Here is a 26,282-nt window from a genome sequence, read left to right as displayed (position 1 = left end):
GCAGCTCGCCGTTTCTCTGAAACGGTGAAATGCTCTAACGCGGAGCCGCTATTCCGAAACGGTCAGGCCGGGCGTTTCAGGCGTCCGGCGACGGCGTCCCATGAAGCCTTGATCATGCCGACCAGGCCGCTCGGGTAGGCCAGCATCACGCCGATGATCAGCACCGCCGTGATCATCGGCCGCCACGCACCGAAATCGGCCATCCATTCGGCGAAGATCGTCAGCACGAACGAAGCGATGATGGCGCCGTAAATGGTGCTGGTGCCGCCGAGCAGCACCATCGACAGGATGATGGTCGCCAGGCTCATGCCGAAGACGTCGATCGAGGCATTGCGCTGGTAGGCGGCGTAGAAGGCGCCGGCGATGCCGGTGAAGAAGGCGCTCGCGGCAAGCGTCAGCATGCGCTGGCGGACGATCGAGACGCCGCGGCTGACGGCGTATTCCTCATTGTCGCGCAAGGCGACGATACTGGCCCCGGCGCGTGAGCGCACGAACACGCGCAGGAACAGCGTGCTCGCCACCAGCAGCGCCAGCGCGATGTAGAAATAGGCTGACTTGCCGTCACGGACCATATTGTGGTCGAACACGTAAAGTCCGGGAATGCGCACCAGCCCTTGCGTGCCGCCGGTGATGGCGGACTGGCTGATGATCACCTGCATGACCAACTGCGCGAAGCCGAAAGTGACCAGGATGATGTAGATGCCCTTCAGCCGCAGGATCGGGATGGTCACCAGGATCGCCGCCAGGGTTGCGATGACACCGCTGGCAAACAGCGCGATCCACGGGTCGAATTCGGCCAGCTTGGTCAGCAGGCTGTAGGCATAGACGCCGATGCCGAACAGCGCCAGATGGCCGAAATTGAAAACGCCGCCATAGCCGAGGCTAAGATCCCAGTTCGAGGCGACGATCGCATAGATGAAGGCCATGATCAGGATGTGGCGGGCATAGGTGTCGCCGAAGATCAGCGGCAGCAATGCCAGCAAGGCGAAGCCGATCACGAAGCCGATGGCCTCCTGCTTCCACGGCGTGCGGCCGGGAGCGATCGGGGTTGCCGCCTCTGCATGGCCAAGGGTGATCGGCGATGTCGTGTTGGTCATGCTAGGCCTCGGGAGCGGCTGGCGAAGATGCCCTCGGGGCGTACCATCAGGGTCAGGATGAGCACGCCGAACAGCAGCGCGGGTGTCCAGTACAAGCCGAAATAATAGCTGCATGCGGCCTCGAAAAAGCCGATCAGATAGGCGGCGAAGATCGGGCCCGATATGCTCGATATGCCGCCGAAGACGACGACGATCAGCGCCTTGAGCAGCGGGTCGATGCCCATCACCGGCGACATGAAACGGTAGCCGCCCATGAAGATGCCGGCGAGCCCGGCCAGCGAAGCGGCGATGGCGAACGCCAGCCCATAGAGCGCGGTGACGTTCAGCCCGACAAGATGGCTGGCATCTTCGTTCTGCGCCACAGCGCGCAGCGCCAGTCCCAGCCGCGTGCGGTTGAGGAACACCCAAAGTGCGGCCAGGATCAGCGGCGTGATGACGATGATGGCGATCTGGTGCAGGGAGACGCCGACGCCGCCGATGGTGGCGTTGCCGGCGATCAGCGCCGGGATCTGTTTCGAGCGCGGTCCCCAGATGGTCAGCGCGCCGTTCTCGATCAGCGACCCGGCCGCCAGCGTGGTGATGACGACGACCAGCACGATGTTGGGTCGGCCGATCAGCGGCCGCACGACGCTCGCCTGCAAGATCCAGCCGACGCCGGCCATGACGACGACGGCGATCGGAAAGGCGACCGCCGCCGGCAGGCCGAGTTCGACCAGTTGCCAGGCGATGTAGGCGCCCAGCATCATGAACACGCCATGGCTGAAATTGAACACGCCGATCGTTGTCCACACCAGAGCCAGCCCGACCGCCATCATGGCGTAGAGCGAGCCCTGGAACAGGCCGCCGAACAGGATTTCCGCCAATGCGCTCATCTTCGGATTTTCCTAATGGCCAAAATACATCGACATGATCTCGCCGTGGTCGAGGCTTTCGCCCGGCTTGATCTCGGTCGCCACGGCGCCATGGTTGACGAGGTAGAGTTGCTGCGTCAGCTCCAGCAGGAATTCGATGTCCTGCTCGACGACGATGAGCGGCACGCCGCCGCGCGAAATGTCCATGACGGAGGCGCAGAGCTCGTCCTTGATCTTGGGCGCCAGTCCAAGCGTCGGCTCGTCGAGGATCAGCAGGCGCGGATGGCTCATCAGCGCGGTGCCGATCGACACCATCTGGCGCTCGCCGCCCGACAGCGTGCGCACGCGCTGGCGCCAGCGTTCCGCCAGTTTCGGGAACAGCTTGATCACCTTCTCGCGGTTCTCGGCCTCATGTGGCCGGGCACGCGGCGAATAGGCGCCAAGCGCCATGCAGTCGGCGATCGAGAGATCGGGAAACAGCCGGTTGCCTTGCGGCACATGGATCAGGCCGGCGCCGACGATGGCGCGTGCACTGCGGCCGGCAATGTCTTGCCCGTCGAACAGGATGCGGCCGCTCTTCGGCTGCAGCAGCCCGGAGACTGCGCGCAGCAGCGTCGTCTTGCCATGGCCGTTGGGGCCGAACAGGCCGACATTGCCGAAACGGCCGGCCTCCAGCGAGATATCGTGCAGCACGGTGACGCGGCCATAGCCGGCGGTGACGCCTTCGACGCTGAGAATGGGGTTCACGCCGCCGACCTCCTCGTGCCGAGGTAGGCTTCGATGACGCGCGGATCGGCGATTACGCCTGCCGGATCGCCGGCGGCCAGGACACGGCCATTGTTGAGCACCAGCAGATGCTGCGAAAGGCTCATCAGGAAGGTCAGCACGTGCTCGATCAGAAGGATGGTGATGCCGCGGTCGGCGGTGCGGCGGATCAGGCCGATCGATGTCTCGATCTCGGGCTTGGTCAGGCTCGATGCCGGCTCGTCGAGCAAGAGCATGCGCGGCTGCATGGCAATCGCGGTGGCAAGCATCAGGCATTTGCGCTCGAACACGGATAATTCGCCGGCAAGCCGGCCGAACGACTGAGATCCCAGACCGACGAACTCCAGCGCCTCGGCGGCGGCATTGCGGCCCGTGGCCGCTGTCTTTTCCTGCTTGCCGTAACTGGCGCCGATCAGCGCGTTCTCGAACACGGTCAGCCCGTCGAAGCTGGTCTCGCGCTGAAACGTGCGGGCGAGGCCGAGGCGCGCGATGGCGTGTCCCGATTTGCCGTTTATGGCAATGCCGTCAAAGCGGATCTGGCCCCGGTCGGGGCCGAACGGTATGCCGGTGATGATGTTGAACAGCGTGCTCTTGCCGCTGCCGTTCGGGCCGGCGATGCCGAAGATCTCGCCGGCCTCGACCTTGAACGACACGCCATCGACGGCCTTCAGCGAACCGAAGGCCTTCGACACGTCGTCCAGTTCAAGCAGGGCCATTCCCTACTTCATCCAGGGCTGGAGCTTGAAGGCGCCGGTGGCATATTTCTCCGGCGAGATCAGCGTGCGCTTGCCGTCCCAGATCTGGAAGAAGGTGATCGGGATGTAGTCGTCGCCCTGCGTGGCAAGGTGGGTGGCCGGATCGAACTTAAGCCGCCCTTCGGCGACCTGCTTGTCGGTTTCCGACAGCGCCTTCATGATCGCCGCATGGTCGGACGCGCCGCCGACCTTCTTGATCGCGTCGAAATAGACATTGGTCATTTCGTAGAGGCCGACGCCATAGGTGCCGCTCTCGACGCCGTATTTTGCCTTGAACTTGGCTGCCACCTCGTCGGCGCGCGGGTTCTTCGGCGTCGTCAACGCGCCGCCGAGCAGATTGTAGATGACACCATCCGACTTCTTGCCGGTCAGCTCGACGAATTCCGGAACGCTCGGCGCATATTGCAAAAAGACGAGGCTCTTGGTCGGCTGCTCGAGGAACTGGTTGAGGAAGGACGCCGAATTGCCCGGCAGGTAATCGGTGTTGATGACGACATCGGGAACGTTCTCGCGCACCTTGGCCAGGATCGAACGCCAGTCGGTCACTTCGCCGAAGGGCACGATCTCGTCGACGGTGATGGTCCAGCCCTTCTCCTTGAAGGTCTTCTTCATGCCTTCGGAGATGGTCTTCGAATAGGCGTTGTCGGACGAGATGATGGCGACCTTCTTGGTCGGCAGGGTGATCTTGCCGTCGGCCGCGAGCTTTTCGACGAACAGGGTGACGTCGGTGTTGTAGGCGTCGAAGGAAGGCGTCAGCGACCAGCAGCACATGTATTTATCGGGGCTCGGCGCGATGATGTCCCTGGTCTGCTGCGAGGTGGCCGCGAGCATATAGGGCATGTCCGCCTCGGCCATGTTGTCGATCTCGAAATTGGTCAGGCTGGCGTAGCCGGTCAGCATGAAATGCACGCCCGGGTCGCCAAGCAGGCGCTCGACCGCGCTGGTGACGTTGCCGGCGGACTGATCTTTGACGTCGCCGACCACCAACTCGAACGTGTCGCCAGCAACGCCGCCGGCTGCATTCGCCTCGTCGATAGCCATCTGCACGCCGCGCTGGAATTCCTGGCCGTCCGCCGCGGCAGGGCCTGTCAGCGGCGCAAGCAGGCCGATCTTGACGATTTCGGCAAAGGCGGGGGCGCCTGATACGGCAAACATGCCGATCAGCGTCGTGCTCATCAGTATATGGCGGATTCCACCTGCGGCGGATTTGGGCTTCATTGTGCGGTTCCCTGTTTTCCTCCCGTTCATCGGGAGTTGGATAATTGACAATCTACGCATAATTGTTCTTATTTGAAAAGGATTTTTCAACGCAACCTAGCCGGGAAGATGGTTCCCGCAAAGGTATGGAAGCCGTGGCGCTTTGCTGCGCAACTGCACTAAAACAGGGCAATTCCCGACGGAGCGGACAATGACGATCTCGCAGAAGACCCTTGAAACCAGCCACGGCAAGATCGCTGTTCGCCAAACCAGTGGCCAGGGAACCGCTGTTATGCTGATCCACGGCAATTCATCTTCCAGCGCCGTTTTCCGCAACCAGTTGGAGAGCCCGCTAGGCGAGCGCTACCACCTCATCGCTCCCGACCTGCCCGGCCATGGGGCGTCCGGCGATGCGATCGACCCGGAGCGTTCCTACAGCATGGAAGGCTATGCCGATGCCATGACCGAAGTGCTCGGGCTGCTCGGTATCGACAAGGCCATCGTCTTCGGCTGGTCGCTCGGCGGCCATATCGGGCTTGAGATGATCGACCGCTTTCCCGGCCTGCTTGGCCTGATGATCACCGGCACGCCGCCCGTCTCGCCCGAGGAGGTCGGCAACGGCTTCAAGCCGAGCCCGCATATGCACCTTGCCGGGCAGGAAACCTTCACTGACGCGGATGTCGAGGCCTATGCGCGCAGCACCTGCGGCGAGCCGTTCGAGCCCTTTCTTATCGACACGGTGGCGCGCACCGATGGAAGGGCGCGGCGCCTGATGTTCGAAAAGTTCGCGGCCGGCACCGGGCGGAACCAGCGCGAGATCGTGGCCGGCAAGACGCCGCCGATCGCCGTTCTGAACGGCATCGACGAGCCATTCGTCAACATCGATTTCGTCTCCGCTGTGAAGTTCTCCAATCTGTGGGAAGGCAAGGCCCACCTGCTCGACAAATCCGGCCACGCGCCGTTCTGGGATTCGCCGGATCGCTTCAATCCGGTCTTCGCCCGCTTCCTGGCAAGCTTCGACAGAGCGTAGGTCCGTCGGAAAACCGGCGCCACAGACCCCGCCTTCGAGACAGGTGGGTGACAATCACGCGCACCTACCGTATATTGACATAAAGATATCCTTATGTGACATGAAAAGGCCTGTCGCCAAAGGGATAAAAAATGTCGCAGAATTCTGCATCGCTGGACACATTGTTCGGCCCCGTCGCGGCAAAACCGGACGGCTCGGAAGTGCTTGCCGCGCTGACGGCAGCAGCACGCGAACGCATCCTCATCCTCGATGGCGCCATGGGCACGCAGATCCAGGGCCTCGGCTTTGACGAGGACCAGTTTCGCGGCGAGGCCTTCGCCGGCTGCGCCTGCCACCAGCAAGGCAACAACGATCTTCTGATCCTGACGCAGCCGAAGGCGATCGAGGAGATTCACTATCAATACGCCATCGCAGGCGCCGATATCCTCGAAACCAACACCTTCTCCTCGACCTCGATCGCCCAGGCCGATTACGGCATGGAGGATGCCGTCTACGCGCTGAACCGCGATGGCGCGCGGCTGGTGCGGCGCGCCGCTGTTCGGGCCGAGCAGCAGGACGGCAAGCGCCGCTTTGTCGCCGGTGCACTCGGGCCGACCAACCGCACCGCCTCGATGTCGCCCGACGTCAACAATCCCGGCTATCGCGCCGTGACCTTCGACGATCTGCGCCTCGCCTATGGCGAGCAGCTGCGCGGCCTGATCGACGGTGGCGCCGACATCATCCTGATAGAGACCATCTTCGACACGCTGAACGCCAAGGCGGCGATCTTTGCAGCGGAAGAGATCTTCATCGAGAAGGGCGTGCGCCTGCCGGTGATGATTTCGGGCACCATCACGGACCTCGCCGGCCGCACGCTGTCGGGCCAGACGCCGACGGCCTTCTGGCATTCGGTGCGCCACGCCAGCCCGTTCACCATCGGCCTCAACTGCGCGCTCGGCGCCAACGCCATGCGCGCGCATCTGGCCGAGATTTCAGGCGTCGCCAACACCTTCACCTGCGCCTATCCGAATGCCGGCCTGCCCAATGAATTCGGTCGGTATGACGAGAGCCCGGACTTCATGGCCGCGCAGATCGAGGAGTTTGCCCGCGAGGGACTGGTCAATGTCGTCGGCGGCTGCTGCGGTTCGACGCCCGAGCACATCCGCGCCATCGCCGAGGCGGTGAAAAAGTATCCGCCACGCGCCATTCCCGACATCGAGCGCAAGATGCGCCTGTCCGGGTTGGAGCCGTTCACGCTGACGGACGAAATTCCCTTCGTCAATGTAGGCGAGCGCACCAATGTTACCGGGTCGGCCAAGTTCAGGAAGCTGATCACGGCGGGTGACTATGTCGCCGCGCTCGACGTGGCGCGCGACCAGGTCGCCAATGGCGCGCAGATCATCGACATCAATATGGACGAAGGCCTGATCGATTCGAAGAAGGCGATGGTGGAGTATCTCAACCTGATCGCCGCCGAACCGGACATCGCCCGTGTCCCGGTCATGGTCGACAGTTCCAAATGGGAGATCATCGAGGCTGGCCTGAAATGCGTGCAGGGCAAGCCGCTGGTCAACTCCATCTCGATGAAGGAAGGCGAGGCGGCATTCCTGCATCATGCAAGGCTCGTGCGCGCTTATGGCGCCGCCGTGGTCGTCATGGCGTTCGACGAGGATGGCCAGGCCGACACCAAAGCGCGCAAGGTGGAGATATGCACCCGCGCCTACAAGCTTTTGACCGAACAGGCCGGCTTCCCGCCCGAGGACATCGTCTTCGATCCGAACGTGTTCGCCATCGCCACCGGCATCGAGGAGCACGACAATTACGGCGTCGACTTCATCGAGGCGGCGGGCGAGATCACCGCGACGCTGCCGCATGTCCACATTTCCGGCGGTGTGTCGAACCTCTCCTTCTCGTTCCGCGGCAACGAGCCGGTGCGGGAGGCCATGCATGCCGTGTTCCTCTACCATGCCATCCAGCGCGGCATGGACATGGGCATCGTCAATGCCGGTCAGCTCGCCGTCTACGATACGATCGAGCCGGCACTGCGCGAAGCCTGCGAGGATGTCGTGCTCAACCGCATGCCCAAGGCCGGCGGCACCGCCACCGAACGCATGCTGGAGATCGCCGAACGCTTCAAGGGCACGGCCGGCAAGGAAGCGCAGGAGCGCGATCTCGCCTGGCGCGAATGGACTGTCGAACAGCGGATCGGCCATGCACTGGTCAACGGCATCACCGAATTCATCGACGCCGACACTGAGGAAGCGCGGCTTGCCGCCGAGCGCCCGCTCCATGTCATCGAAGGCCCGCTGATGGCCGGCATGAACGTCGTCGGCGACCTGTTCGGCGCGGGCAAGATGTTCCTGCCGCAGGTGGTTAAGTCGGCGCGTGTGATGAAGCAGGCGGTGGCCGGGCTGCTGCCGCATATGGAGGCCGAGAAGGTGGCCAACGCCGCCAACGGCATCGACAATGGCGAACGCCAGACCGCGGGCAAGATCCTGATGGCGACGGTGAAGGGCGATGTCCACGATATTGGCAAGAACATCGTCGGCGTCGTGCTGGCCTGCAACAATTACGAGATCATCGATCTCGGCGTCATGGTGCCGGCAGCGAAAATCCTGCAGACGGCGCGCGACCAAAATGTCGACATCATCGGCCTGTCCGGCCTGATCACGCCATCCCTCGATGAAATGGTGCACATGGCCGCCGAGATGGAGCGTGAAGGCTTCGACATTCCGCTGCTGATCGGCGGCGCGACGACCAGCCGCGTGCACACGGCGGTGAAAATCCACCCGCGCTACACCAAGGGCCAGACGGTTTATGTCACCGACGCCAGCCGGGCGGTCGGCGTGGTCTCGTCCTTGCTGTCGAACGAGACCAGGGGCGGCTATGTCGACACCGTGCGCACCGAATACAAAAAGGTCGCCGACGCGCATGCCCGCTCCGAAGCCGACAAGCAGCGGCTGCCGCTGGCCAAGGCGAGGGCCAACGCGCATCGGATAGACTGGTCTGAATATGAGCCGCCGAAGCCGTCTTTTACCGGCGTCAAGGTGTTCGAGAACTGGGATCTCACCGAACTCGCGCGCTACATCGATTGGACGCCGTTCTTCCAGACCTGGGAGCTGAAGGGCCGGTATCCGAAGATCCTCGAAGACGAGGCGCAAGGCGCCGCCGCCCGCCAGCTGTTCGAGGATGCTCAGGCGATGCTGAAAAAAATCATTGCCGAAAAATGGTTCGCCCCGCGCGGCGTCATCGGCTTCTGGCCGGCCAATGCCGTTGGCGACGACATCAGGCTGTTCACGGACGAGAAGCGGTCGCAGGAACTGGCGACGCTCTTCACCTTGCGCCAGCAACTGACCAAGCGCGACGGCAAGGCCAATGTCGCGCTGTCGGATTTTGTCGCGCCGGCCGACAGCGGAAAGCCCGACTACATCGGCGGCTTCATCGTCACCGCCGGCATCGAGGAGGTGGCGATCGCCGAACGGTTCGAGCGGGCGAACGACGACTATTCGTCGATCATGGTCAAGGCGCTGGCGGACCGCTTCGCCGAAGCCTTTGCCGAGCGCATGCACGAGAAGGTGCGCAAGGAATTCTGGGGTTATACTCCCGACGAAGCCTTGGCGCCCGACGAGCTGATCGGCGAACCTTACCGCGGCATCCGTCCGGCGCCCGGCTATCCGGCGCAGCCGGATCACACCGAGAAGGCGACGCTGTTCCGGCTGCTTGACGGTGAGGGCAATGCGGGCGTGAGCCTGACCGAAAGCTATGCGATGTGGCCGGGCTCGTCCGTGTCGGGGATCTATCTGTCGCATCCCGAAAGCTACTATTTCGGCGTCGCCAAGGTCGAACGCGACCAGGTCGAAGATTATGCACGCCGCAAGGCGATGCCATTGGCCGAGGTCGAGCGCTGGCTTGGCCCCATCCTCAACTACGTGCCGGCACACTACGCCGAGGCGGCTGAATAGCGACGGCATGCCCTCAACAGAATTTGCGCGGGTTCCCGGCTTGTGATCCATGGCGCGGCGGTTACACCTTCGCGGGCAGTCGCCTTTGCAGTTGGAGCGCCGAATGACCTTACTCACACGCCGCAGGCTTTTGAAAACGGCAGCGATAGCCGGCGCGGGCGGGGTCGGGCTTTCGGCCATGGGTCGGCTTGGCGGCTTGGCAGCTGCCACAACTGAGCCGGTGGTTTTGCAGACGGCAAAGATCCAGGCGAAGCTGATGGATGTCGGCCAGACCAGGGATGTGCTGACCTATGGTAACGCCGGAATGCCGCCCGTGCTCAGAATGAAAAAGGGCGAGCCCTTCGCTGCACGCCTTGTCAACGCGATCGACGATCCGACGACGATCCACTGGCACGGCATTCGCGTTCCAAACAAGATGGACGGCGTGCCGTTCCTGGTCCAGCCCTACGTCTATACCGGCGATCATTTCGACTACGCCTTCACGCCGCCCGACGCCGGCACCTTCTGGTACCACCCGCATTGCAACACACTGGAGCAGATGGGCCATGGCCTGACCGGCGTGATCGTGGTCGAGAATCCCAACGACCCGAAATTCGATGCCGAAATCGTCCTCAACCTGCGCGACTGGCGCCTCGGCGACGACGGTCAGTTCATCGACCAGTTCCGGCCGCGCGATGCCGCGAGAACCGGCACTTACGGCACGGTGCGCACCGCCAATTGGCTGGATCAGCCGCAATATGACGCGCCGGCGGGAGGGCTGGTGCGGCTCAGGGTCGCCATCACCGACGTCACGCGCATCTACGCTTTTCGCGTCGACGGTGCGGAGGCGAGTGTCATGGCGCTCGACGGCAATCCGGTGCCTGAACGTTTTTCGCCCGATGCCTTGCTGCTTGGACCCGGCCAGCGCATGGAGCTGGCCATACGCATGCCCGACGAGGAAGGTGCGATCGTCAGCTTGAGGGACGTCAGGGGCACCAAGCCAAAAATCCTGGCGACCCTGCGTGCGACTGGAAACTCGCTCAAACGGGACATTCGCGATCTCGCGCCGCTGGAGCTCAATCCGGTGGCGGAAGTGGATCTCGCCAGCGCCAGGCATATTTCCCTGGCACTGAGCGCCACGGCGGAAAACGTCCCGAGCGATGGCATCTGCGGTTCGCTTGGCTACAGTTTCTGGGCCATCAACAAAGTGCCGTGGCCCGGCGACACCAAGGATCCGACCGCGCCTCTGGCCGAACTGAAGCTTGGCCAAAGCTACGTCATCGACATGGAGAACCTGACGCCGCAATCCCATCCGATGCATCTGCACGGCATGAGCTTCAAGGTGCTGTCATCCTCGACGCGCCAGGTTCAGCCTGCGATTTCCGACACCTATCTCATCCAGCCCAACGAGAAGGTTCAGCTCGGCTTCGTCGCCGACAATCCCGGCGATTGGCTGCTGCACTGCCATATCATCGAGCACCAGAAATCGGGAATGACGAGCTATGTCAGGGTGGTGTGAAGCCGCGTCAGCCTGCGCGTAGCGTCTGTGCCGTCATTTGCGCAACTGCGCCTCGATCTCGTCCAGCACCTTGTCCTTGCCGATGCCGGTGAGGAAGGCGAGGCCCTTGATCACCGGCTTGGTCACCGAAGCGGAGATCGGTGTGGTTGCGACGATGAAGTCGACATTGTCGGCCAGTCCAGGCACTTCGGTGGCCTTTGCCTGCTGGGCGTTGAAGGTGAGGCCGCGTTTCTTCATTTCCTCGGTGACGGCGACATTGACCGCGGTCGAGGTGGCGATGCCCGTGCCGCAGGCAAAGAGAATGGTTTTCTGTCTGGACATCTCTGCTTCTCCTTGTTTCAGCCGAGCACGGCTCGCACGTCTTCGAGGGTTCTGGCCGACCTCAAGTCATCCAAGGCTTGCGGGTTCTGGATGGTGGCCATGACGGCCTGCAGCGCCTCAATTTGCTTGTCCTTGTCATTGATGGCAAGCAGGAAGACGAAGCCGACCGGCAGCATCTCGTCGGGGTCTTCCATGTTGGCGAAGGTCACCGGTTGCTTCAATGTGCCCATCGCGATGCCCGGCTTCAGCACATGCTCCGGATCGGTGTGCGGCACCGCGACATTGTCGGGGCGCTCCAGCGGCAGTCCGGTCGGGATGGTCAATTCGCGGCGCACGACCGCGTCGGCATAGCTGCTTTTGACATAGCCAAGTCTCTCCAGCCGGCCCGCCAGGATGCGGATGATCTCCTCATTGGTCGAGGCATCGGATCCGAGCACGATCGCGTCGGGGTCCAGAAGCTGCATGAGGCCGTCGGACATTCTTTGCTCCGTCGAGGAATATCGTGCGCCCCGAGGTAGGGCGCACGATCGGTTTGAAGGGTGGACGCTATCGGGTTCAGGCCGTCTCTTCGGCCGGCTCGTCCTCGGCGCCCGCGGCCCGCTCCCAGCCGAGCGGATTGCGGCGGTAGAGGACAAACAATGCCGCGATGACCACCGCGATCACGATGATGCCGACAAGCCCCATCCCCTGGATCGCCTCGATGACCACGTAAGGCACCCACAGGAAGCCGTCGACCACCGAGGTGATCTGCAGCGCGTCCGCCGGCAGCTTGAAGCCCGATGCGACAGCAGCGCTTGTGAACAGCGGCGCCAGCGCGTTGGCGACGTAGAAGCCGATGGCCAGCGTCACCGTGCCGATCACCACCATGCGGAACACGTTGCCTTTGACCAGCGGCGCGGTCATGGCGACGATGAAGGGGATGACCGCGAGGTCGGCGAACAGGATGACGCGGTTGCCTGGCAGGATGATGGACAGGATGATCGCGATCGGCACCAGGATCAGCGACGACGAGATCGCGGCCGGATGGCCGATCAGGATCGCCGAATCGAGACCAACGAGAAGCTCTCGGTCACCGGTGCGCTTGCGCACGAACGCCTGTGCGGCGTCGGAGACGGGGATCAGCCCCTCCATCAGGATCTTGACCATGCGCGGCAGCAGCAGCATCACCGCGGCCAGCGTCATGCCGGTGCCCAGAACCTTTGCCAGCACCACACTGAGGTCACCCGCATTGTAGAAGGCGATCGCACCAAGCACGAGGCCGATGATCAGGCCCATCACGACAGGTTCGCCGAACACGCCGAACCTGCGCTCGATCGTGTCCGTGTTGATGTTGATGCGGTTGATCCCGGGAATGCGGTCCATGATCCAGTTGAGCACAATGGCGATCGGCAGAATCTGTGCCGAGGCGAGATGCGGCACCGAAATGCCGGGCACGCCGTAGAACTGCTGCACCGCGCGCGCGGACCAGTCGGCGAACAGCAGCGAGAGTGCTGCGACAAGTGCTGCGACCGCGATGCCATAGGCCAGATTGTCGGTTGCGGCGACCACCAGCGAGCCGACAAAGGCAAAGTGCCAGAAATTCCAGACGTCGACATTGAGCGTGCGCGTCATGCGTGTCAGCAGCAGCACGATATTGACCAGGATGCCGACCGGAATGACCCAAAGGCCGACCGATGAGCCGAAGGCGATCGCGGCCGCGGAGGGCCAGCCGACATCGATGATGTCGCGATGAATGCCGGTGTTGGTGACGATGGCCTTGGCGACGTCGCCAATCGACGTGAACATCAGGCCAAGCACCAGATTGATGCCGATGAAGGCGACGCCGATGGTGACGGCGGCGCGAAAAGCCTTGCTGACCTTGGCGCCCAGAGCCACGGCGATGATGAAAATGACGATCGGCAGCAGGATCGTCGGGCCAAGCGTATCGATGGCCCCTTTGAGGCCCGCGAGAACAGTATCCATTTTTCCTCCCCTGGAGCCGCGAGCCTTCGCTCGACGCCTCGCAATGATGCTCCATCCAGCCTTTGACGCCGTGGCGCAAAGACACTCCCCAATTTGCGCCAGAGGCGAATGCTTCCCGACTGTCGCGTCGGTGAACATTTGCCTTTGTTGACAAACGAATGTTTTATTGGGTTGTTCGCTGCGATGTCAATTGGTTGCGCTTCGGCCAATCGAGCCCCGAAGGACGTCCCTTCCGAGACGATTTCGTGGAAATTGCCGGTCGCGACCGGGTTTCGTTGGCAAATAGAACCCGTTCCCTGCTATCCGATCCCAAATCACGAAGCTGTGGACATTCTTGCATGACCAACGTCGCCCTGACCGGCCTTGCCCGTGATCTCGCCAGGCGTGCCGCCGAAGGCCGCCCGGTGCGCATTGGTGTCATCGGCTCGGGCGAAATGGGCACCGATCTGGTCACGCAAGGCATGCTGATGCCAGGCATTTCGATCTGCGCCGTCTCGACGCGCCGCCCGCACACCGCGCGCGATGCCATCCGCATCGCCTATGGCGATGAAGCCATGGCGGTCGAAGCCGACACCGCGTCGAAAGTCACCGGCGCCATCGAGAGCGGCAAGATCGCCATCACCTCGAACGAGATGCTGGTCACCAACCCGCTGATCGACGTCGTCATCGACGCCACCGGCAAGCCGGGTGTCGCCGCCGACTTCGACCTCATGGCGATGGAGCACGGCAAGCATCTTGTGATGATGAACGTCGAGGCCGACGTCACCATCGGTTGCTATCTGAAGCAGCAGGCCGACCGGCTTGGCGTCGTCTATTCGGTGGGTGCGGGCGACGAGCCGTCGAGCTGCATGGAACTGATCGAATTCGCGTCGGCGCTCGGGCTGACCATCGTCTCGGCCGGCAAGGGCAAGAACAACCCGCTCAACCACGATGCCGTGCCGGACGACTATCGCGCCGAAGCGATCCGCCGCAACATGAACCCGCGCATGCTGGTCGAGTTCGTCGACGGTTCCAAGACCATGGTCGAGATGTGCGCCATCGCCAACGCCACCGGGCTGGTGCCCGATGTGCCCGGCATGCACGGCCCGAGGGCCGACCGCGATGATCTCGCCAAGGTGCTGATCCCGCGCGAGGATGGCGGTCTGCTGTTGAAGAAAGGCGTCGTCGACTACACGGTCGGCAAGGGCGTCGCGCCCGGCGTCTTTGTCATCGTCGAGGCGACGCATCCGCGCATCATCCAGCGCATGGACGATCTGCATATCGGCCACGGCCCCTATTACAGCCTGTTCCGGCCCTATCATTTGACCTCTCTGGAAGTGCCGCTGACCGCCGCCCGCATCATGCTTTTCGGCAACCCCGACATGGTGCCGCTGCCGCGACCCGTTGCCGAAGTCTGTGCGGTCGCCAAGCGGGATATCGCCGCCGGCGAGACCTTCGATGCGATCGGCGAGACCTGTTACCGCTCCTGGACGATGACCGTCGGCGAAGCCCGCGCCCAGCGCGCCGTGCCGGTCGGTCTGCTCGAGGGCGGCAGGGTGCTGAAACCGGTCAGGAAAGGCGAGTTGCTGACGGCGAATAATGCCGCGCCCGACCAGTCGACTAGGCTGTTCGCCTTGCGCCGGCTGCAGGACGAGATGCTGTACGGAAGATAGTCCGTTGTGGCACTGTCATGACGAATGCACTATCTTGTAGTGGCAAATGTCACTGAGGACAGGCCAATGAACCTCCAGATCAGGGATCCGCGCGCCCGCGAACTGGCGCGGCGGCTCGCCACCAAACGCAAGATTTCCATGACCGAGGCGGTCATCGAAGCGCTTGAGTCTGAATTGAAACGGGAAAGCGGACGCGTTCCTCTAGCGGATCGACTTGCTGCCATCGCCGAGGATCTTAAGGCCAAAGCCGGCCAGGGCGGCCGCCCTGTAAGTAAGGATGAGATCGACGACATGTGGGGGCATTCCTGATGTTCGTCGATACCTCGGTGGTTGTCGCAATTCTTTCGAGAGAAGGGGACGCCGGCGAATGGAGCAATCGAATCCAGGCAACACCACGCAAATAACCTCAGCACTAGTCGTGCTCGAAGCAGCAATGCGGCTCTCCACCATGCTTGCTGTCGAGCCTGTTGTTGTGGAAGCGGCGATAGAGGCGTTTCTGCGCGAGGCTGAAATCGAAATCGTGCCGATCGGCGCCGGCGATGCCAAGCTGGCGGTTCAAGCGTTCTCGGACTACGGGAAGGGGCGCGGGCATCCCGCCCAGCTCAACCTTGCAGATTGTCTATCCTACGCTTGTGCCAAGAGTCACGGCGCGGCTTTGCTCTACAAGGGCAACGACTTCTCGCACACGGATCTCGCTTAAACGTCCGTTTATTTTCCCAGTTCGACCGACCGCAGCCGCGCCGCTTCCACCGCTTGCGTGAGCAGATTGGTCAGCCGGTCCTCGCCCATCAGCACCTCCAGCGCCGCTGCCGTCGTCCCCTTGGGGCTGGTCACCTGCTGGCGCAGCACGCCCGGTTCCTCGCCGCTTTCGGCGGCGAGCGAGGCGGCGCCATAGACCGTCTGCATGGCGAGCAGCTTGGCGGTCGCCGTCGGCAGCCCGGCCTTCTCGGCGGCCACCGTTAGCGCCTCGATGAAATGGAAGATGTAGGCCGGTCCCGATCCGGACACGGCGGTCACCGCGTCCATTAGGCCCTCGTCGTCGATGGTGGCCACTTCACCGCTCGCTGACAAAAGGTCGGCGACGAAACGCTTGGTGTCATCCGACACGAGCTTGTTTGAGAACACAACCATCATGCCTTTGCCGATCGCCGCGGGCGTGTTGGGCATGCAGCGCACGATCGGCGCGCGGTTGCCCAAGATTTCCTCGAAGGTGGCGGCAGGCGTGCCAGCGGCGATGCTGACGAAGGTGGTGCGGCCGTCGCCGAAACGCTTGTAGGCGGAGGTGACATCGCGGATCACCTGCGGCTTCACCGCGATGACGACGAGATCGGGCACGGCGTCTGCTGGAATATCGCCGGCATCGGCTGATGTGCCGCAGCCCAACGCTGCGGCGCGATTGCGCAGATCGGCATTGGGCTCGACCACGAAGACCGCTGATGGCGCAAGCTTGCCGGATTTCAGCCAGCCCGAGAGCATGGCGTAGCCCATATTGCCGCAGCCGGCGAGAACAAGTCTGATCGTCATCGAAAGCCCTCCGAAGGAAGCCATCACATAGACGCTGGCGCTTCCCTGGGGAAGCCCTGTCAGGATGGACGGAAAGATCGCGAGCCACGATCGGGATCGCGTACCGCGATTGGCTGCAGCGACACTTGCCTGAGGCCAAGCACGCCGAGCACGAAGAACAGCCAGACCGGGTCGCCGCGATGGAAGAAGAAGCTTTCGAGGAAGGCGTTCAGCGCCGTGAACAGCACCACCATCATGAAGAAGTCGCCGAGAAAGATGTTTTCCCTGCGCAACGGAATGCGCATGTAGTCGCGCAGCGGCGCGATGAGGAAAGTGTAGACCGCCACGCACAGTGCCGGAATGCCCATCAGCACGGCGATGTCGAGATAGCCGTCATGGCCGTGCACGATGGTCCTGATGTCCCACGGCCGGTCGAAAGGCTGATCCTGGTTGAGCAGCAGCGGCGTGCCCCAGAAGCTCTCATAGCCGTAGCCGGTCCATGGCTTCTTCGCCAGCATGCTGCCGGCGAACTCCCACAGCGTCGTGCGGCCGGTATAGGTCATGCCGGGGAAATAGATTGCCGCCAGATGTTTTACAGGCGGCAGGAAGACGATGCCCAGCGTGCCGACCGCCGTGGCGACGATCGCCAGCGCAAACAGGATCGGCGTGCCGAGCCGCATGCCTATCAGGCTCGGGAACATCACGATCAGGATCGAGAACGGCACCAGGCCGGCGGTCGTCTTGGAGCCGGTGTGCAGCATGAAAATCATTGCTGCGAGGAAGATCCCGGCGCCCCAGTAGCGCTGTCCGCGCCGGTAGAGATAGAGGCCTGCGAAACTGAGGCAGGCCATGATCGGCCCGGCGATGTTCTTGTGGGTGAACACGCCGCGCCACAGGCCGGCATGCTCGGGCTCCTGCGAGTCGGCTGTGTGCATCGCCTCGTGCGGAAAGACGATGAGGCCGAGATAGGAAAGGCCCATGACCACGACGGCGGTGAAGATGATCACCTTCGAGAAGGCTTCGGCGTCGCGCGGCAGCACCAGGATCGTCGCCATCGTCAGGATGCCGATCAGGGTGAAGGAGGCGGCGCGCATCGCCGAAGGCGGATCGGTCGACAGGACCACCGACAGGAAAAAGAAGCCCAGCATCAGCACCCAGGACGGGCTGAGCAGCGAGCGCACGACGCGCGGATCGGCAAAGGCCATCAGCGAGAAGATCGACATGGCGCCGAGCGAGCCGAAGCCAAGCTGGTTGACGATGTCGCCGCCTTGACCGGTAAGTTCTGCGCCGCCCGGCTGGAACGGCCGGAAGGACACCATGATGACGGTGAACAGCAGCGCGGCAATGGCGGTGGCCACGCCTTCGCGCGTGAACGCGGCGCTGAGCGGCGCGTGCTCAGTTTTTCTCAGGCTGGCGGTATTGCTCATTGGCATATCCGAATTCGGCCAGCACGCGGCCCAGCGCCACATGGACGGGGTAGATGGCGATATCAGGCGATCCGGTCCGCGCCAGCCGGATCAGGCCGCGAAAGGGCGAAGCGGCAAGCAGTGCCAGGCTCTTCAGCAACACTTTGGCGCCGGCCATTGGCGTGCCGGCACGCTTCTTCTTTTCGACCAGTGTCGAGATCACGCCGTTGCGCAGGCTGCGGGCACGGATCCAGTCGGCTTCGATACGCCGCGCCGGAACGGTTTCCAGCACCTTGGCCTCGGCGCACCAACCCAGAACAAAGCCCTTTTGCGCCGACCGGCTGAGAAAGTCGGAATCGCCGCCGCCCATGAAGTTGAATCTGAGATCGAGAAAGGGTGGACCCATGGCGATCAGCACGTTGCGCCCGACCAGAAGATTGCCGGACGAATAGAGCGCCGGCACGCGTCCGGTTTCCCGGTAAGGCGGCGCGAACACCGGATGCTCTGCCCATCTGGCATGGGCGGGGTCGGCAAACACGGGCACTTGCGGGCCGCCGACGATATCGGCGCCGAGCGTTTCGGCAGCGTGGCACATCCGTTCCAGCCACTGCGGATCGGCGATCTCGTCATCGTCGATGACCAGCAGATGCCTGAAGTTCGGGAATTGCAGGATGGCCGTCTGCCAGCCGGCATTGTAGGCGCTGCAATTGCCGCGCTCATGCGCGGTGATGACGAGGCCCGGCATCTCACCGCGCTCGAACAGCGGCAGCGCCGCCTTGGCGCCGGCCCGCGCCTCGGCTTCGTTCTCCATGACGATCACGGCAAAGCGCCTGCCGGTTTGCTGCGCGCGCAGCGACGCCAGCGTTTCCAGCACCTGCTGGGGACGCTTGAAGGTAGGCAAGGTGATGACGGCTTCGACGGCCTCGACGTCAAGCCGCGGCGTGCGTCCAGCGATCGATACCGAACCGTCCGATGGCAAAGGGATCATCCGTGTCCAGCCACATGGTGAGTTGGGCTCTGGTAGCACCACGGTGATAAGGTTTCGTTAATCACCTTGCACGGAGAAGCCCGCCAGACAGGGACTTTCGGCCATCGAATGTGCTGGCTTAATCAAGGGTTCACCGCACTTTGCTACCGGCTACACCACAGGATAGGTGAGATGCATCTGCTGTTCGCCACATCGATCGTGCCTGACGGCGCTCTCGCCTCGGGCTACGAGATCGCCAACGCTGCGATCATCGCTGCCTTGCGGCGCGCTGGCGCGCGCGTAACCGTCATCGGCTTCACCTGGCCGGGGAAACCCGCAGCCGACCCCGAAAACACCGTGGTTCTGGGTGCCATCGACGTTCGCACGGACAATGCCTCCGCGCGGCAAAAGCTGGCCTGGGTCGGCAAGGCGCTGCTTTCGGGCCTCACCTTCGCCTCGGCCAAGCTGCGCGCCGTGTCCGACAGCGATGTTCTCGCTGCCATCGAGCGCGCTGGACCAGTTGATGGCTATGTCTTGAATTCCGTGCAGTTCGCCGGCGCCTTCGAAAAACTGTTCACCGACCGGCCTTCGATCTTCATTGCCCACAATGTCGAGCATCTTTCGGCGCGGGAGAATGCCGCAGCCGCCGGCAGCCTCTTCCAGCGCCTGCTGTTTCGTCGCGAGGCGAGGCTGCTCAAGACCGTCGAAGAGCGTCTCTGCCGCCGGGCGTGCTTCGTCTTCACCCTGGCCGAGGAAGACCGCGCCGCCCTCGGTGTCGCCTCGCACGACCGCTCGGCGGTGCTACCGCTGGTGACCGGTGCCCACGCGACAACCCTGAAAGGCCCGCGCCGCATCGACTGCGATGCCGCCCTGATCGGCACCTGGACCTGGCAGCCGAACCGCATCGGCCTCGACTGGTTCCTGGGCAAGGTCGTGCCGCATCTGCGGCCCGACTTTCGCATCCGCATCGCCGGCCACATGCCTTCGGGCGTCACGTCGAAGCATCCGGGTGTTGAATTTGTCGGCCGCGTGCCCGACGCGCAGGCTTTCGTGCGTGGCGCTGCCGTCATCCCGCTGATCAGCACCGCCGGCAGCGGCGTCCAGTTGAAGACAATCGAGACCTTCGAGCTCGGCCTGCCTTCCGTCGCCACCAGCCGTTCGCTGCGCGGCATCGACCACCGTCCGGCCAACTGCGTCGTCACCGACGATCCCGTCGCCTTCGCCAGGGCACTCGAGGCTGCGGCGGCCGACATCCGCGACGTTGACGGCAGCGCGTTCCGGGGCTCGCAGGTCAAGGCGCTCGACGCTGCCATCCGGCTCGGCCTCGAAAAGCTCGCACCCGTCAGGCAGGAGGCGTTTGCATGAACATGCATTCCGCCCGCGCCGCGTTCGGGCTTGACACGCTGAAGACGATCCTTGGCATCCCGGTGGTTGCGGTCCGCTGGAACGATGCCATCGCCCTGCTGAACCGGTTGATTGCCGAGCGGCGCTTCACCAAGGTCAGTTTCCTCAACGCCCACAACGCCAACATCGCCTATACCGACCCGGTGTTCGCCGAGGCACTCGATGATTTCCTCATCCTGCCCGACGGCATCGGTATCGATCTGGCGGCGAGACTCCTCTACGGGGCGCCATTTCCCGACAATCTCAACGGTACCGATTTCGTCCCGGCCTTCCTGCAGGCCTCGACGACGCAGCTGACCGTGGGGCTGCTCGGCGCGACGCGCGTCAATGCCGAAGCGGCGTCGGTCAAGCTGGCCGCATTGGCGGTGCAGCACAGCTTCGTGGTGATCCATGACGGCTATTTCCCTGCTTCGCAGGAGCAGGAAATCGTCGACCGGATTGCCGCGCTTCGGCCCGACGTGCTGCTCGTCGCCATGGGCGTGCCACGCCAGGAATTGTGGATCGAACGCCATATCGACGCGCGCCATTGCACGCTGCCGATCGCCGTCGGCGCGTTGCTTGATTTCCTGAGCGGCGCGGTGCCCCGCGCGCCCTTGTGGATGCGCCGGCTGCGGCTCGAATGGCTGTTCCGGTTGGCTGTCGAACCGAGCCGCCTGTGGCGCCGCTATGTGGTCGGCAACCCGCTGTTCCTGCTGCGCGTCGTCAGGCAGAAATTCTCGCTTGCGCCCGAAGCAGCGAGGGATATCAAGTGAACAGCAGGTTCGTGCCAGGTGCCGCTGCCGAGCCGAGCCCGCTGCGGCAGACACCGACGGCGGCAATCGTGACGGCAAGCTACGCGCCCGACTTCGAGCGCTGCCGTCTGCTGTGCGAGACACTTGATCGCCACGTTTCGGGCGCGGCGCACCATTACATCCTGGTCGAACATCGCGACGTCAGTCTGTTTCGCCAATTGGAAACCGGCCGCCGCACGGTCGTCGACGAGCGTGAATTGCTGCCGCGCTGGCTGCACGCTTTCGACGATCCGCTCAGCCTGTTTCGCCGGCGCGTGTGGCTCAGCCTGAAGACTCAGCCGCTGCGCGGCTGGCATGTACAGCAATTGCGCCGCATCGCCATATCGGCGCATGCATCTCAAGACGTGCTCATCTTCTGCGATTCAGACGTCGCTTTCCTCAAACCTTTCGACTGCGGCGCCTTCTGGCGCGACGGCAAGGTGCGCCTGTTTCGCCGCGACGGTGTCCTGGCGGACGAAGGTCATGAGGAGCATCGCATCTGGTCGCGCAATGCGGGATCGGCACTCGGCATCGACCCGTCCCGGACGTCGATCCATGACTATATCTCGACGCTGATCGCCTGGCGGCGCGACACCGTGCTGGCCATGTGCGCCGAGATCGAGAAGGTCCATGGCCGCGACTGGATCGAGGTCGTCGGCTCGGCGCGCAAATTCTCCGAATGCATGATCTACGGCCGCTATGTCGACGATCTGCTGGAGGGCGCCGGCCACTTCCACGGTTCGGAAGAATTCTGCCGCGTCCACTGGACCGGCGAAGCGCTTTCGGATGACGAGTTCCGCCGCTTCGTTGCCGCCATGGCGCCGGAGCAGGTGGCGATCGGCATGCAATCCTTCATCGGCACCGATATCGGCCGCATCCGCCGACTGATTGGGTTGGATTAGAGCATCCCGAAAAGCGGGAACCGGTTTTTGGAAAAGATCAGGTGCAAAGAAAGTCCTAGACGGGTTTGGCCGGCTTGCGCATCGCCGAATAGGTGAGCAGCGTCGAGGCGAGATACAGAAGCAGGAAGACGACATTGAGCGATAGCACCAGATTCGGCGTGTCGAGGATGGTCGTCAGCACATAGGTCAGCAACAGTGCCTTCAGCGCGGCGAGCAGGCCGAGATTGAGCGCCCGTACCAGCGTCTGGCCGCGCGCGAACAAAAGTTCGGCCTGGTATTCGACAAGATTGCGCAGTCCCGGCACGCAGATCGCCAGCACCACCAGCGGGGCAGCCTCGGCGACATTCTTGCCGAGTGCGTTGGGGAAGAAGTGCAGCACGATGCCAAGCGTCAGCAGCGCTGCCGTGGAGACCGCGAACACACCGCCTTCGATGCCGCTCTTGACCGCCAGCCGTGACAACAGTTCCGGTGCGCGCATCATGCGCTGCACCAGCATCATCGAGAAGGTGCGGATCGGAATGGCCGTCAGGTCTACCAGCCGCATGATGATGGCGTAGATGCCAGCCAGATGCGGGCCGCCGATCGCCAGCACCAGCAGCTTGTCGAACTCCATCTGCAGGTAGAACAGCACTTCGGCGCCGGCCACATAGATGGAATCGGCCAATCGCCGAAGATACAGAGCGACCCGCAGCCGCAGCCTCTGGCGCGGGTAGAAGAAGCCGAAGGCAATCAGCAGCGAGGCGGCATTGGCGCCGATATAGAACCAAGACCATATCCAGACGCTGTGTTGTGCTGAGAACATGAACAGCACCGCGCCGAGCGCCCGCAGCGCGGTCGCCAGGATGGCCAGCAGCGCGGCGCGGCCGAATTTGCCCAGGCCGTTGTTGACGATCAGTGCTACCTCGACCGGCCGCCACAACAGCGCTTCGGCAAAGACGATTGCCGCAAACACCGACAGCGGCACGGTGTCGGCGAAGAAAAGCAGATAGACGCCGAACGAGGCCGCGGCCAGCAGCGGCAGCGACAGCACGCCGAGCAGCAGGAAGCCGGCGGAAAAAGTGCCGATTAGATTGGGGCGGATGGTGGCGGTGCGGTAGAGCGCCGAGATGAACCCGAAAGCGAGGATGCGCGACAGCATGACACCGGCCGCCGATGCGGTGGCGAACATGCCGAATTCGGAAATGGAGAGCGTGTTGGCCAACGCGATGAAATAGGCCAGTGAAAACACCAGTCGCCCGCCGGCGCCGCTGATCGCCGAGAAATAGTCGCGAAGCAGCCCCCGTCGTTCGGCCAAAAAGCTGCCGATCCGGGCGAGGGGCCGCCTTTGCGGTATGTCACTGGCCTGCGTCATGTCTCGAGGAGAGCCTAGGCCGGAAAACTTAACGTGCCGTTCTGGAGCTTGGGCTTGTGTCGAAAATAGATGCAACCGAAGCGAGAAACCGACGCTTCGGCGCGGGAAAATTAACCTTTTGTTTTCCATGCCTGTTTAGCGTGGCTTAACGAATGGCCAATCGCCGTTTGCAGGTCGCCAAAGGTAAAGTTCCAGACGATGGTCGACAGGGAAAACCGCGAAGACTGGAAGCGCGAGCGCTCATTGCTGGCGCTTGGCCAGGCTGTGCGCGGCGACGAACCCGACGCGTCCCTGGTCTCGATAGGCGATCGGGCAGACCCGTCATGGCGCGAGGATGCGGCCACGCGTCATCGTCTCGCCCGTTCGCAGCGTGAGGCCCGGAACACGAAACTATCGGATCCGGTCGCGACCGACGGGGATCATAAGCAAGCTTCGTCATCGTATCGCGCGCAAACCACGCCACGGACACAAATCAGTGCCGCCGAAACCGCTGGCGCCCGTCGCGCCGATCATGCATCGGAACCTTACGCTGCGGGCGACGCGTCGGTATCCCGAAACGACGGCATGGACAGCCAGCAGTGGAAGCCGCTGATCGATCCGATGCAGGTCGTGCGCGGTGTCGGCAAGTCGAAGCTGCTGATCGTGACGACGACACTACTGGGCGCTGCGCTCGGCATCACCATCGCGCTGTCGACGCCGAAGAAATACGAAGCCACCACAGAACTGATCGTCGACCCGCGCGACCTGAAGCTCACGGACCGCGACCTCACCCAGTCGGTCGTCGCTTCCGACGCCACGCTGGCCATCGTCGAGAACCAGGTCCGGGTGCTGACATCAGGCACTGTTCTCAACAAGGTCGTCGACAAGCTCAATCTGGTCAACGATCCGGAATTCAATGGGCAAGGCGGCGGCGGCCTCAGCGTCATGTCGCTCATCCGCTCCGTCCTGTCCCGCAATGACGGGCCGGGCGGTGTCGACGACGCCCGCCGCCGCGCGCTTGCTGTCGGCAATCTGGCCGAGAGCCTTTCGGTCGAGCGCGGCGGCAAGACCTTCGTCATCACCGTCAGTGCCACCACGCAGAATGGCGAGAAATCGGCCCTCATCGCCAACACGATGACGGATGTCTTTCTGCAGACTTTCGGCCAGATACAGTCGGACACCGCAGGCCGCGCCACCGACGAACTGACGGCCCGGCTTGACGAGTTGCGCAAGGGAGTCGAGGCCGCCGAGCGCAAGGTCGAAGATTTCAGGGCCACGCACGACCTTGTCGACGCGCAGGGCCATCTCATCAGCGATGACGAGATGCTGAAGCTCAACGAGCAACTGTCGATTGCCCGCGCCCGCACGCTGGAGCTGAATGCCCGGGCCGCTTCGGCGCGGTCGGTCGACGTCAATTCGGTCCTCACCGGCACCTTGCCGGAGGAGATCAACTCCAACACGATGAGCGATCTGCGTTCGCAATATGCGTCGCTCAAGCAGGAGGCTGACCGCGCCGCCATCCGGTTCGGCCCGCGTCATCCCGAACTCCAGGCGCTCAATGCCCAGATTGCCGGCGCACGCGACCGCATCGCCGCGGAGCTGCGCCGTATAGGCTCGTCGCTGCAGGTCGACCTCAAGCGCGCGGTCCAGCTCGAACAGGACCTTGCCTCTCGCCTGGCGCAGCTGAAGGTCCGCAGCGGCGACGTCAACAGCGACCTGGTGTCGATGCGCGAACTGGAGCGCGAGGCGACCGCCAAGCGTTCCGTCTACGAACAGTATCTGCTGCGCGCCAAGGAAACCGGCGAGCAGAAGGACATCAACACAGCCAACATCAACGTGATCTCGAAGGCCTTCGCGCCGCTCGAGGCAAACGGGCCGTCGCGGGTCGTGGTCGCGCTCGGCGGCCTGTTGCTGGGCTTTGCCTCCGGCATTGGCCTCGGAGCCATGCGTGGCGCCTATGAGAGCCTGCGTGACACCGCCAATTCGCGCTCGCGCCGCGACCATGGCACGGACGAACGCCGGACGCCTTACGAAGACAAGGCATATCGGGCAGCGCCGCCGGCGCCGCCACAAACACCAGCGCCGCAGCCATCGACACCCCCGCCTGCATCACCACCGCCGGCCGCGCCACCGCCTGTCCAGCAAGCCGAGGTCTCGCCGGCCGAAGGTCCCGGCCGGATCGGTGCCTTGCTGTCGAGACTGCATAAGTCCGTCTCCCGCAGGCCATCCCGGGAGGAGCCGTTCGATACCGTTGAATGGGCCTCTGCCGAAAACGCGAAACCAATGCAGGATCCGCAATACCGCGCTTATCCCCAGTCGGCGCCGGCCTTCGAGCCTCGGCAGGCGGCCGCGACAGCATACCCGGCGCCGCCTTTCCAGCCCGGCGGCCATCCGCAGCAGACGGCGCAGCCGCCACTGCCGCCTCCCATGGTGACGCAGCGGCCATATTCCGGGCCGCAGCTCTATCCCTACGCGCAGCCATTGGGCTACGCGCAGCCGCCGGGCTATCCCTATTTGCCATCGATGCCGGCCGCCAACGCCGGGCAGCAGCCCGATCCGGCTCAGCCTGCTTCCGAGTCCTATCCACAACCGCCCCTCCAGCAGCAACAGGCGCCTCAGCCTCATCAGCAATCGGCGGAGCCGTCGCGGGCCGTGGAGGATGCCGAGCAGCAAGCGCCAATCGAGGAAATCCGCGCCAGCCTGCGCGAATTCCGCGAAGCGGTTCGCGAACTGACCGAGAGCCGCGCGCGGCGCCGCTACTTCTGAGCCACAAAATTCTTCCAGGCGCCGTACAAAAACATGCCGGTTTCGCGTAAACGGCATGGGACGGCGCTTTGGCGGGATTGCATGTTGGAATTTTCGTGAAAATGCCACGCTGTGAAAGATCGAAAAGCGCGTCGCTTTCGGAAGCGACGCGCTTGGGCATTCTGG

At 63.4% G+C, this 26,282-nt stretch carries 22 protein-coding genes; 10 read left to right on the top strand and 12 right to left on the bottom strand.

Features of this window, described 5'->3' with window-relative positions; genetic code table 11:
- Positions 1–62 precede the first annotated feature (62 nt).
- The 5 genes from EOA19_RS03225 to EOA19_RS03205 are packed head-to-tail and all read right to left on the bottom strand — an operon-like array spanning position 63 to position 4,686.
- A complete protein-coding gene (locus tag EOA19_RS03225; RefSeq protein ID WP_128302674.1) occupies positions 63–1,097 on the bottom strand; it encodes a branched-chain amino acid ABC transporter permease in 1,035 nt (344 codons plus the stop codon).
- Positions 1,094–1,969 carry a branched-chain amino acid ABC transporter permease gene (locus EOA19_RS03220; protein ID WP_128302673.1) on the bottom strand — a complete coding sequence of 292 codons (876 nt, stop codon included), beginning with the start codon at positions 1,967–1,969 and terminating at the stop codon, positions 1,094–1,096. Before EOA19_RS03220 ends, EOA19_RS03225 begins: the two co-directional genes overlap by 4 nt.
- Positions 1,970–1,981: 12 nt before the next feature.
- Positions 1,982–2,695: an ABC transporter ATP-binding protein gene (locus EOA19_RS03215; RefSeq protein ID WP_127269236.1), complete on the bottom strand. Its 714-nt coding sequence runs from the start codon at positions 2,693–2,695 to the stop codon at positions 1,982–1,984.
- Entirely contained in the window at positions 2,692–3,429 is a 738-nt protein-coding gene (locus EOA19_RS03210) for an ABC transporter ATP-binding protein (RefSeq protein WP_128302672.1), read from the bottom strand. The genes EOA19_RS03215 and EOA19_RS03210 overlap by 4 nt, the downstream gene beginning before the upstream one ends.
- Positions 3,430–3,432: 3 nt before the next feature.
- Positions 3,433–4,686, bottom strand: coding sequence for an ABC transporter substrate-binding protein (locus EOA19_RS03205; RefSeq protein ID WP_128302671.1), 1,254 nt, complete (start codon positions 4,684–4,686; stop codon positions 3,433–3,435).
- Between the two features lie 190 nt (positions 4,687–4,876).
- On the opposite strand from EOA19_RS03205, the gene EOA19_RS03200 reads away from it, so the two are divergent.
- The 3 genes from EOA19_RS03200 (at position 4,877) to EOA19_RS03190 (ending at position 11,134) form a co-directional block, all read left to right on the top strand.
- Entirely contained in the window at positions 4,877–5,695 is an 819-nt protein-coding gene (locus EOA19_RS03200; protein WP_128302670.1) for an alpha/beta hydrolase, read from the top strand.
- 131 nt (positions 5,696–5,826) lie between these two features.
- The gene (gene metH, locus EOA19_RS03195; RefSeq protein WP_128302669.1) at positions 5,827–9,636 is read left to right on the top strand and encodes a methionine synthase; all 3,810 of its coding nucleotides are present in this window, start codon (positions 5,827–5,829) and stop codon (positions 9,634–9,636) included.
- Positions 9,637–9,739: 103 nt separating this feature from the next.
- Positions 9,740–11,134, top strand: coding sequence for a multicopper oxidase family protein (locus EOA19_RS03190; RefSeq protein ID WP_128302668.1), 1,395 nt, complete (start codon positions 9,740–9,742; stop codon positions 11,132–11,134).
- Between the two features lie 33 nt (positions 11,135–11,167).
- On the opposite strand, the gene EOA19_RS03185 is transcribed toward EOA19_RS03190, so the two are convergent.
- The 3 genes from EOA19_RS03185 to EOA19_RS03175 form a co-directional block, all read right to left on the bottom strand.
- Positions 11,168–11,455, bottom strand: a complete 288-nt coding sequence (locus EOA19_RS03185; protein WP_023809203.1) for a PTS sugar transporter subunit IIB — start codon at positions 11,453–11,455, stop codon at positions 11,168–11,170.
- Between the two features lie 17 nt (positions 11,456–11,472).
- Positions 11,473–11,934 (bottom strand): PTS sugar transporter subunit IIA, encoded by a 462-nt coding sequence (locus EOA19_RS03180; RefSeq protein ID WP_128302667.1) that lies wholly within the window; start codon positions 11,932–11,934, stop codon positions 11,473–11,475.
- Between the two features lie 76 nt (positions 11,935–12,010).
- Positions 12,011–13,417 carry a PTS transporter subunit IIC gene (locus EOA19_RS03175; RefSeq protein ID WP_128302666.1) on the bottom strand — a complete coding sequence of 469 codons (1,407 nt, stop codon included), beginning with the start codon at positions 13,415–13,417 and terminating at the stop codon, positions 12,011–12,013.
- 338 nt (positions 13,418–13,755) lie between these two features.
- Here EOA19_RS03175 and EOA19_RS03170 point away from each other — a divergent pair, with 338 nt between their 5' ends.
- From EOA19_RS03170 to EOA19_RS03160, 3 genes are all read left to right on the top strand, one after another.
- Positions 13,756–15,069 carry an NAD(P)H-dependent oxidoreductase gene (locus EOA19_RS03170; RefSeq protein WP_128302665.1) on the top strand — a complete coding sequence of 438 codons (1,314 nt, stop codon included), beginning with the start codon at positions 13,756–13,758 and terminating at the stop codon, positions 15,067–15,069.
- Positions 15,070–15,135: 66 nt separating this feature from the next.
- The gene (locus EOA19_RS03165; RefSeq protein WP_128302664.1) at positions 15,136–15,378 is read left to right on the top strand and encodes a type II toxin-antitoxin system VapB family antitoxin; all 243 of its coding nucleotides are present in this window, start codon (positions 15,136–15,138) and stop codon (positions 15,376–15,378) included.
- Positions 15,379–15,436: 58 nt separating this feature from the next.
- Positions 15,437–15,769 (top strand): type II toxin-antitoxin system VapC family toxin, encoded by a 333-nt coding sequence (locus tag EOA19_RS03160; protein WP_245486050.1) that lies wholly within the window; start codon positions 15,437–15,439, stop codon positions 15,767–15,769.
- A gap of 8 nt (positions 15,770–15,777) precedes the next feature.
- On the opposite strand, the gene proC is transcribed toward EOA19_RS03160, so the two are convergent.
- From proC to EOA19_RS03145, 3 genes are read right to left on the bottom strand one after another with little or no spacing between them, the layout of a single operon-like run.
- Positions 15,778–16,593, bottom strand: a complete 816-nt coding sequence (gene proC, locus EOA19_RS03155) for a pyrroline-5-carboxylate reductase (RefSeq protein ID WP_128302663.1) — start codon at positions 16,591–16,593, stop codon at positions 15,778–15,780.
- A 59-nt stretch (positions 16,594–16,652) separates the two neighbouring features.
- Positions 16,653–17,999, bottom strand: coding sequence for an O-antigen ligase (locus EOA19_RS03150; RefSeq protein WP_128302662.1), 1,347 nt, complete (start codon positions 17,997–17,999; stop codon positions 16,653–16,655).
- Positions 17,968–18,966 carry a glycosyltransferase gene (locus EOA19_RS03145; RefSeq protein WP_128302661.1) on the bottom strand — a complete coding sequence of 333 codons (999 nt, stop codon included), beginning with the start codon at positions 18,964–18,966 and terminating at the stop codon, positions 17,968–17,970. Before EOA19_RS03145 ends, EOA19_RS03150 begins: the two co-directional genes overlap by 32 nt.
- A 171-nt stretch (positions 18,967–19,137) precedes the next feature.
- Here EOA19_RS03145 and EOA19_RS03140 point away from each other — a divergent pair, with 171 nt between their 5' ends.
- From EOA19_RS03140 to EOA19_RS03130, 3 genes are read left to right on the top strand one after another with little or no spacing between them, the layout of a single operon-like run.
- Entirely contained in the window at positions 19,138–20,310 is a 1,173-nt protein-coding gene (locus EOA19_RS03140; protein ID WP_128302660.1) for a glycosyltransferase family 4 protein, read from the top strand.
- Entirely contained in the window at positions 20,307–21,101 is a 795-nt protein-coding gene (locus EOA19_RS03135) for a WecB/TagA/CpsF family glycosyltransferase (protein WP_128302659.1), read from the top strand. Before EOA19_RS03140 ends, EOA19_RS03135 begins: the two co-directional genes overlap by 4 nt.
- Complete coding sequence (locus EOA19_RS03130) at positions 21,098–22,021, top strand: DUF6492 family protein (protein WP_128302658.1); 924 nt, start codon at positions 21,098–21,100, stop codon at positions 22,019–22,021. The genes EOA19_RS03135 and EOA19_RS03130 overlap by 4 nt, the downstream gene beginning before the upstream one ends.
- 55 nt (positions 22,022–22,076) lie before the next feature.
- On the opposite strand, the gene EOA19_RS03125 is transcribed toward EOA19_RS03130, so the two are convergent.
- Positions 22,077–23,372: a lipopolysaccharide biosynthesis protein gene (locus EOA19_RS03125; RefSeq protein WP_128302657.1), complete on the bottom strand. Its 1,296-nt coding sequence runs from the start codon at positions 23,370–23,372 to the stop codon at positions 22,077–22,079.
- Positions 23,373–23,570: 198 nt separating this feature from the next.
- On the opposite strand from EOA19_RS03125, the gene EOA19_RS03120 reads away from it, so the two are divergent.
- Entirely contained in the window at positions 23,571–26,117 is a 2,547-nt protein-coding gene (locus tag EOA19_RS03120) for a Wzz/FepE/Etk N-terminal domain-containing protein (RefSeq protein ID WP_128302656.1), read from the top strand.
- The last annotated feature ends 165 nt before the right edge of the window (positions 26,118–26,282 follow it).

Origin of the sequence: Mesorhizobium sp. M7A.F.Ca.US.010.02.1.1 (assembly GCF_004023085.1) — a bacterium.
Classification (GTDB): domain Bacteria; phylum Pseudomonadota; class Alphaproteobacteria; order Rhizobiales; family Rhizobiaceae; genus Mesorhizobium.
Note: the sequence above shows the minus strand (reverse complement) of the source record. Positions and strands in the feature narration are given on the sequence as shown.

Coding starts and splice junctions, on each gene's coding strand:
- EOA19_RS03225 (WP_128302674.1), bottom strand. CDS start 1,097: ATGACCAACACGACATCGCCGATCACCCTTGGCCATGCAGAGGCGGCA.
- EOA19_RS03220 (WP_128302673.1), bottom strand. CDS start 1,969: ATGAGCGCATTGGCGGAAATCCTGTTCGGCGGCCTGTTCCAGGGCTCG.
- EOA19_RS03210 (WP_128302672.1), bottom strand. CDS start 3,429: ATGGCCCTGCTTGAACTGGACGACGTGTCGAAGGCCTTCGGTTCGCTG.
- EOA19_RS03205 (WP_128302671.1), bottom strand. CDS start 4,686: ATGAAGCCCAAATCCGCCGCAGGTGGAATCCGCCATATACTGATGAGC.
- EOA19_RS03200 (WP_128302670.1), top strand. CDS start 4,877: ATGACGATCTCGCAGAAGACCCTTGAAACCAGCCACGGCAAGATCGCT.
- metH (WP_128302669.1), top strand. CDS start 5,827: ATGTCGCAGAATTCTGCATCGCTGGACACATTGTTCGGCCCCGTCGCG.
- EOA19_RS03190 (WP_128302668.1), top strand. CDS start 9,740: ATGACCTTACTCACACGCCGCAGGCTTTTGAAAACGGCAGCGATAGCC.
- EOA19_RS03185 (WP_023809203.1), bottom strand. CDS start 11,455: ATGTCCAGACAGAAAACCATTCTCTTTGCCTGCGGCACGGGCATCGCC.
- EOA19_RS03180 (WP_128302667.1), bottom strand. CDS start 11,934: ATGTCCGACGGCCTCATGCAGCTTCTGGACCCCGACGCGATCGTGCTC.
- EOA19_RS03175 (WP_128302666.1), bottom strand. CDS start 13,417: ATGGATACTGTTCTCGCGGGCCTCAAAGGGGCCATCGATACGCTTGGC.
- EOA19_RS03170 (WP_128302665.1), top strand. CDS start 13,756: ATGACCAACGTCGCCCTGACCGGCCTTGCCCGTGATCTCGCCAGGCGT.
- EOA19_RS03165 (WP_128302664.1), top strand. CDS start 15,136: ATGAACCTCCAGATCAGGGATCCGCGCGCCCGCGAACTGGCGCGGCGG.
- EOA19_RS03160 (WP_245486050.1), top strand. CDS start 15,437: ATGGAGCAATCGAATCCAGGCAACACCACGCAAATAACCTCAGCACTA.
- proC (WP_128302663.1), bottom strand. CDS start 16,593: ATGACGATCAGACTTGTTCTCGCCGGCTGCGGCAATATGGGCTACGCC.
- EOA19_RS03150 (WP_128302662.1), bottom strand. CDS start 17,999: ATGAGCAATACCGCCAGCCTGAGAAAAACTGAGCACGCGCCGCTCAGC.
- EOA19_RS03145 (WP_128302661.1), bottom strand. CDS start 18,966: ATGATCCCTTTGCCATCGGACGGTTCGGTATCGATCGCTGGACGCACG.
- EOA19_RS03140 (WP_128302660.1), top strand. CDS start 19,138: ATGCATCTGCTGTTCGCCACATCGATCGTGCCTGACGGCGCTCTCGCC.
- EOA19_RS03135 (WP_128302659.1), top strand. CDS start 20,307: ATGAACATGCATTCCGCCCGCGCCGCGTTCGGGCTTGACACGCTGAAG.
- EOA19_RS03125 (WP_128302657.1), bottom strand. CDS start 23,372: ATGACGCAGGCCAGTGACATACCGCAAAGGCGGCCCCTCGCCCGGATC.
- EOA19_RS03120 (WP_128302656.1), top strand. CDS start 23,571: ATGGTCGACAGGGAAAACCGCGAAGACTGGAAGCGCGAGCGCTCATTG.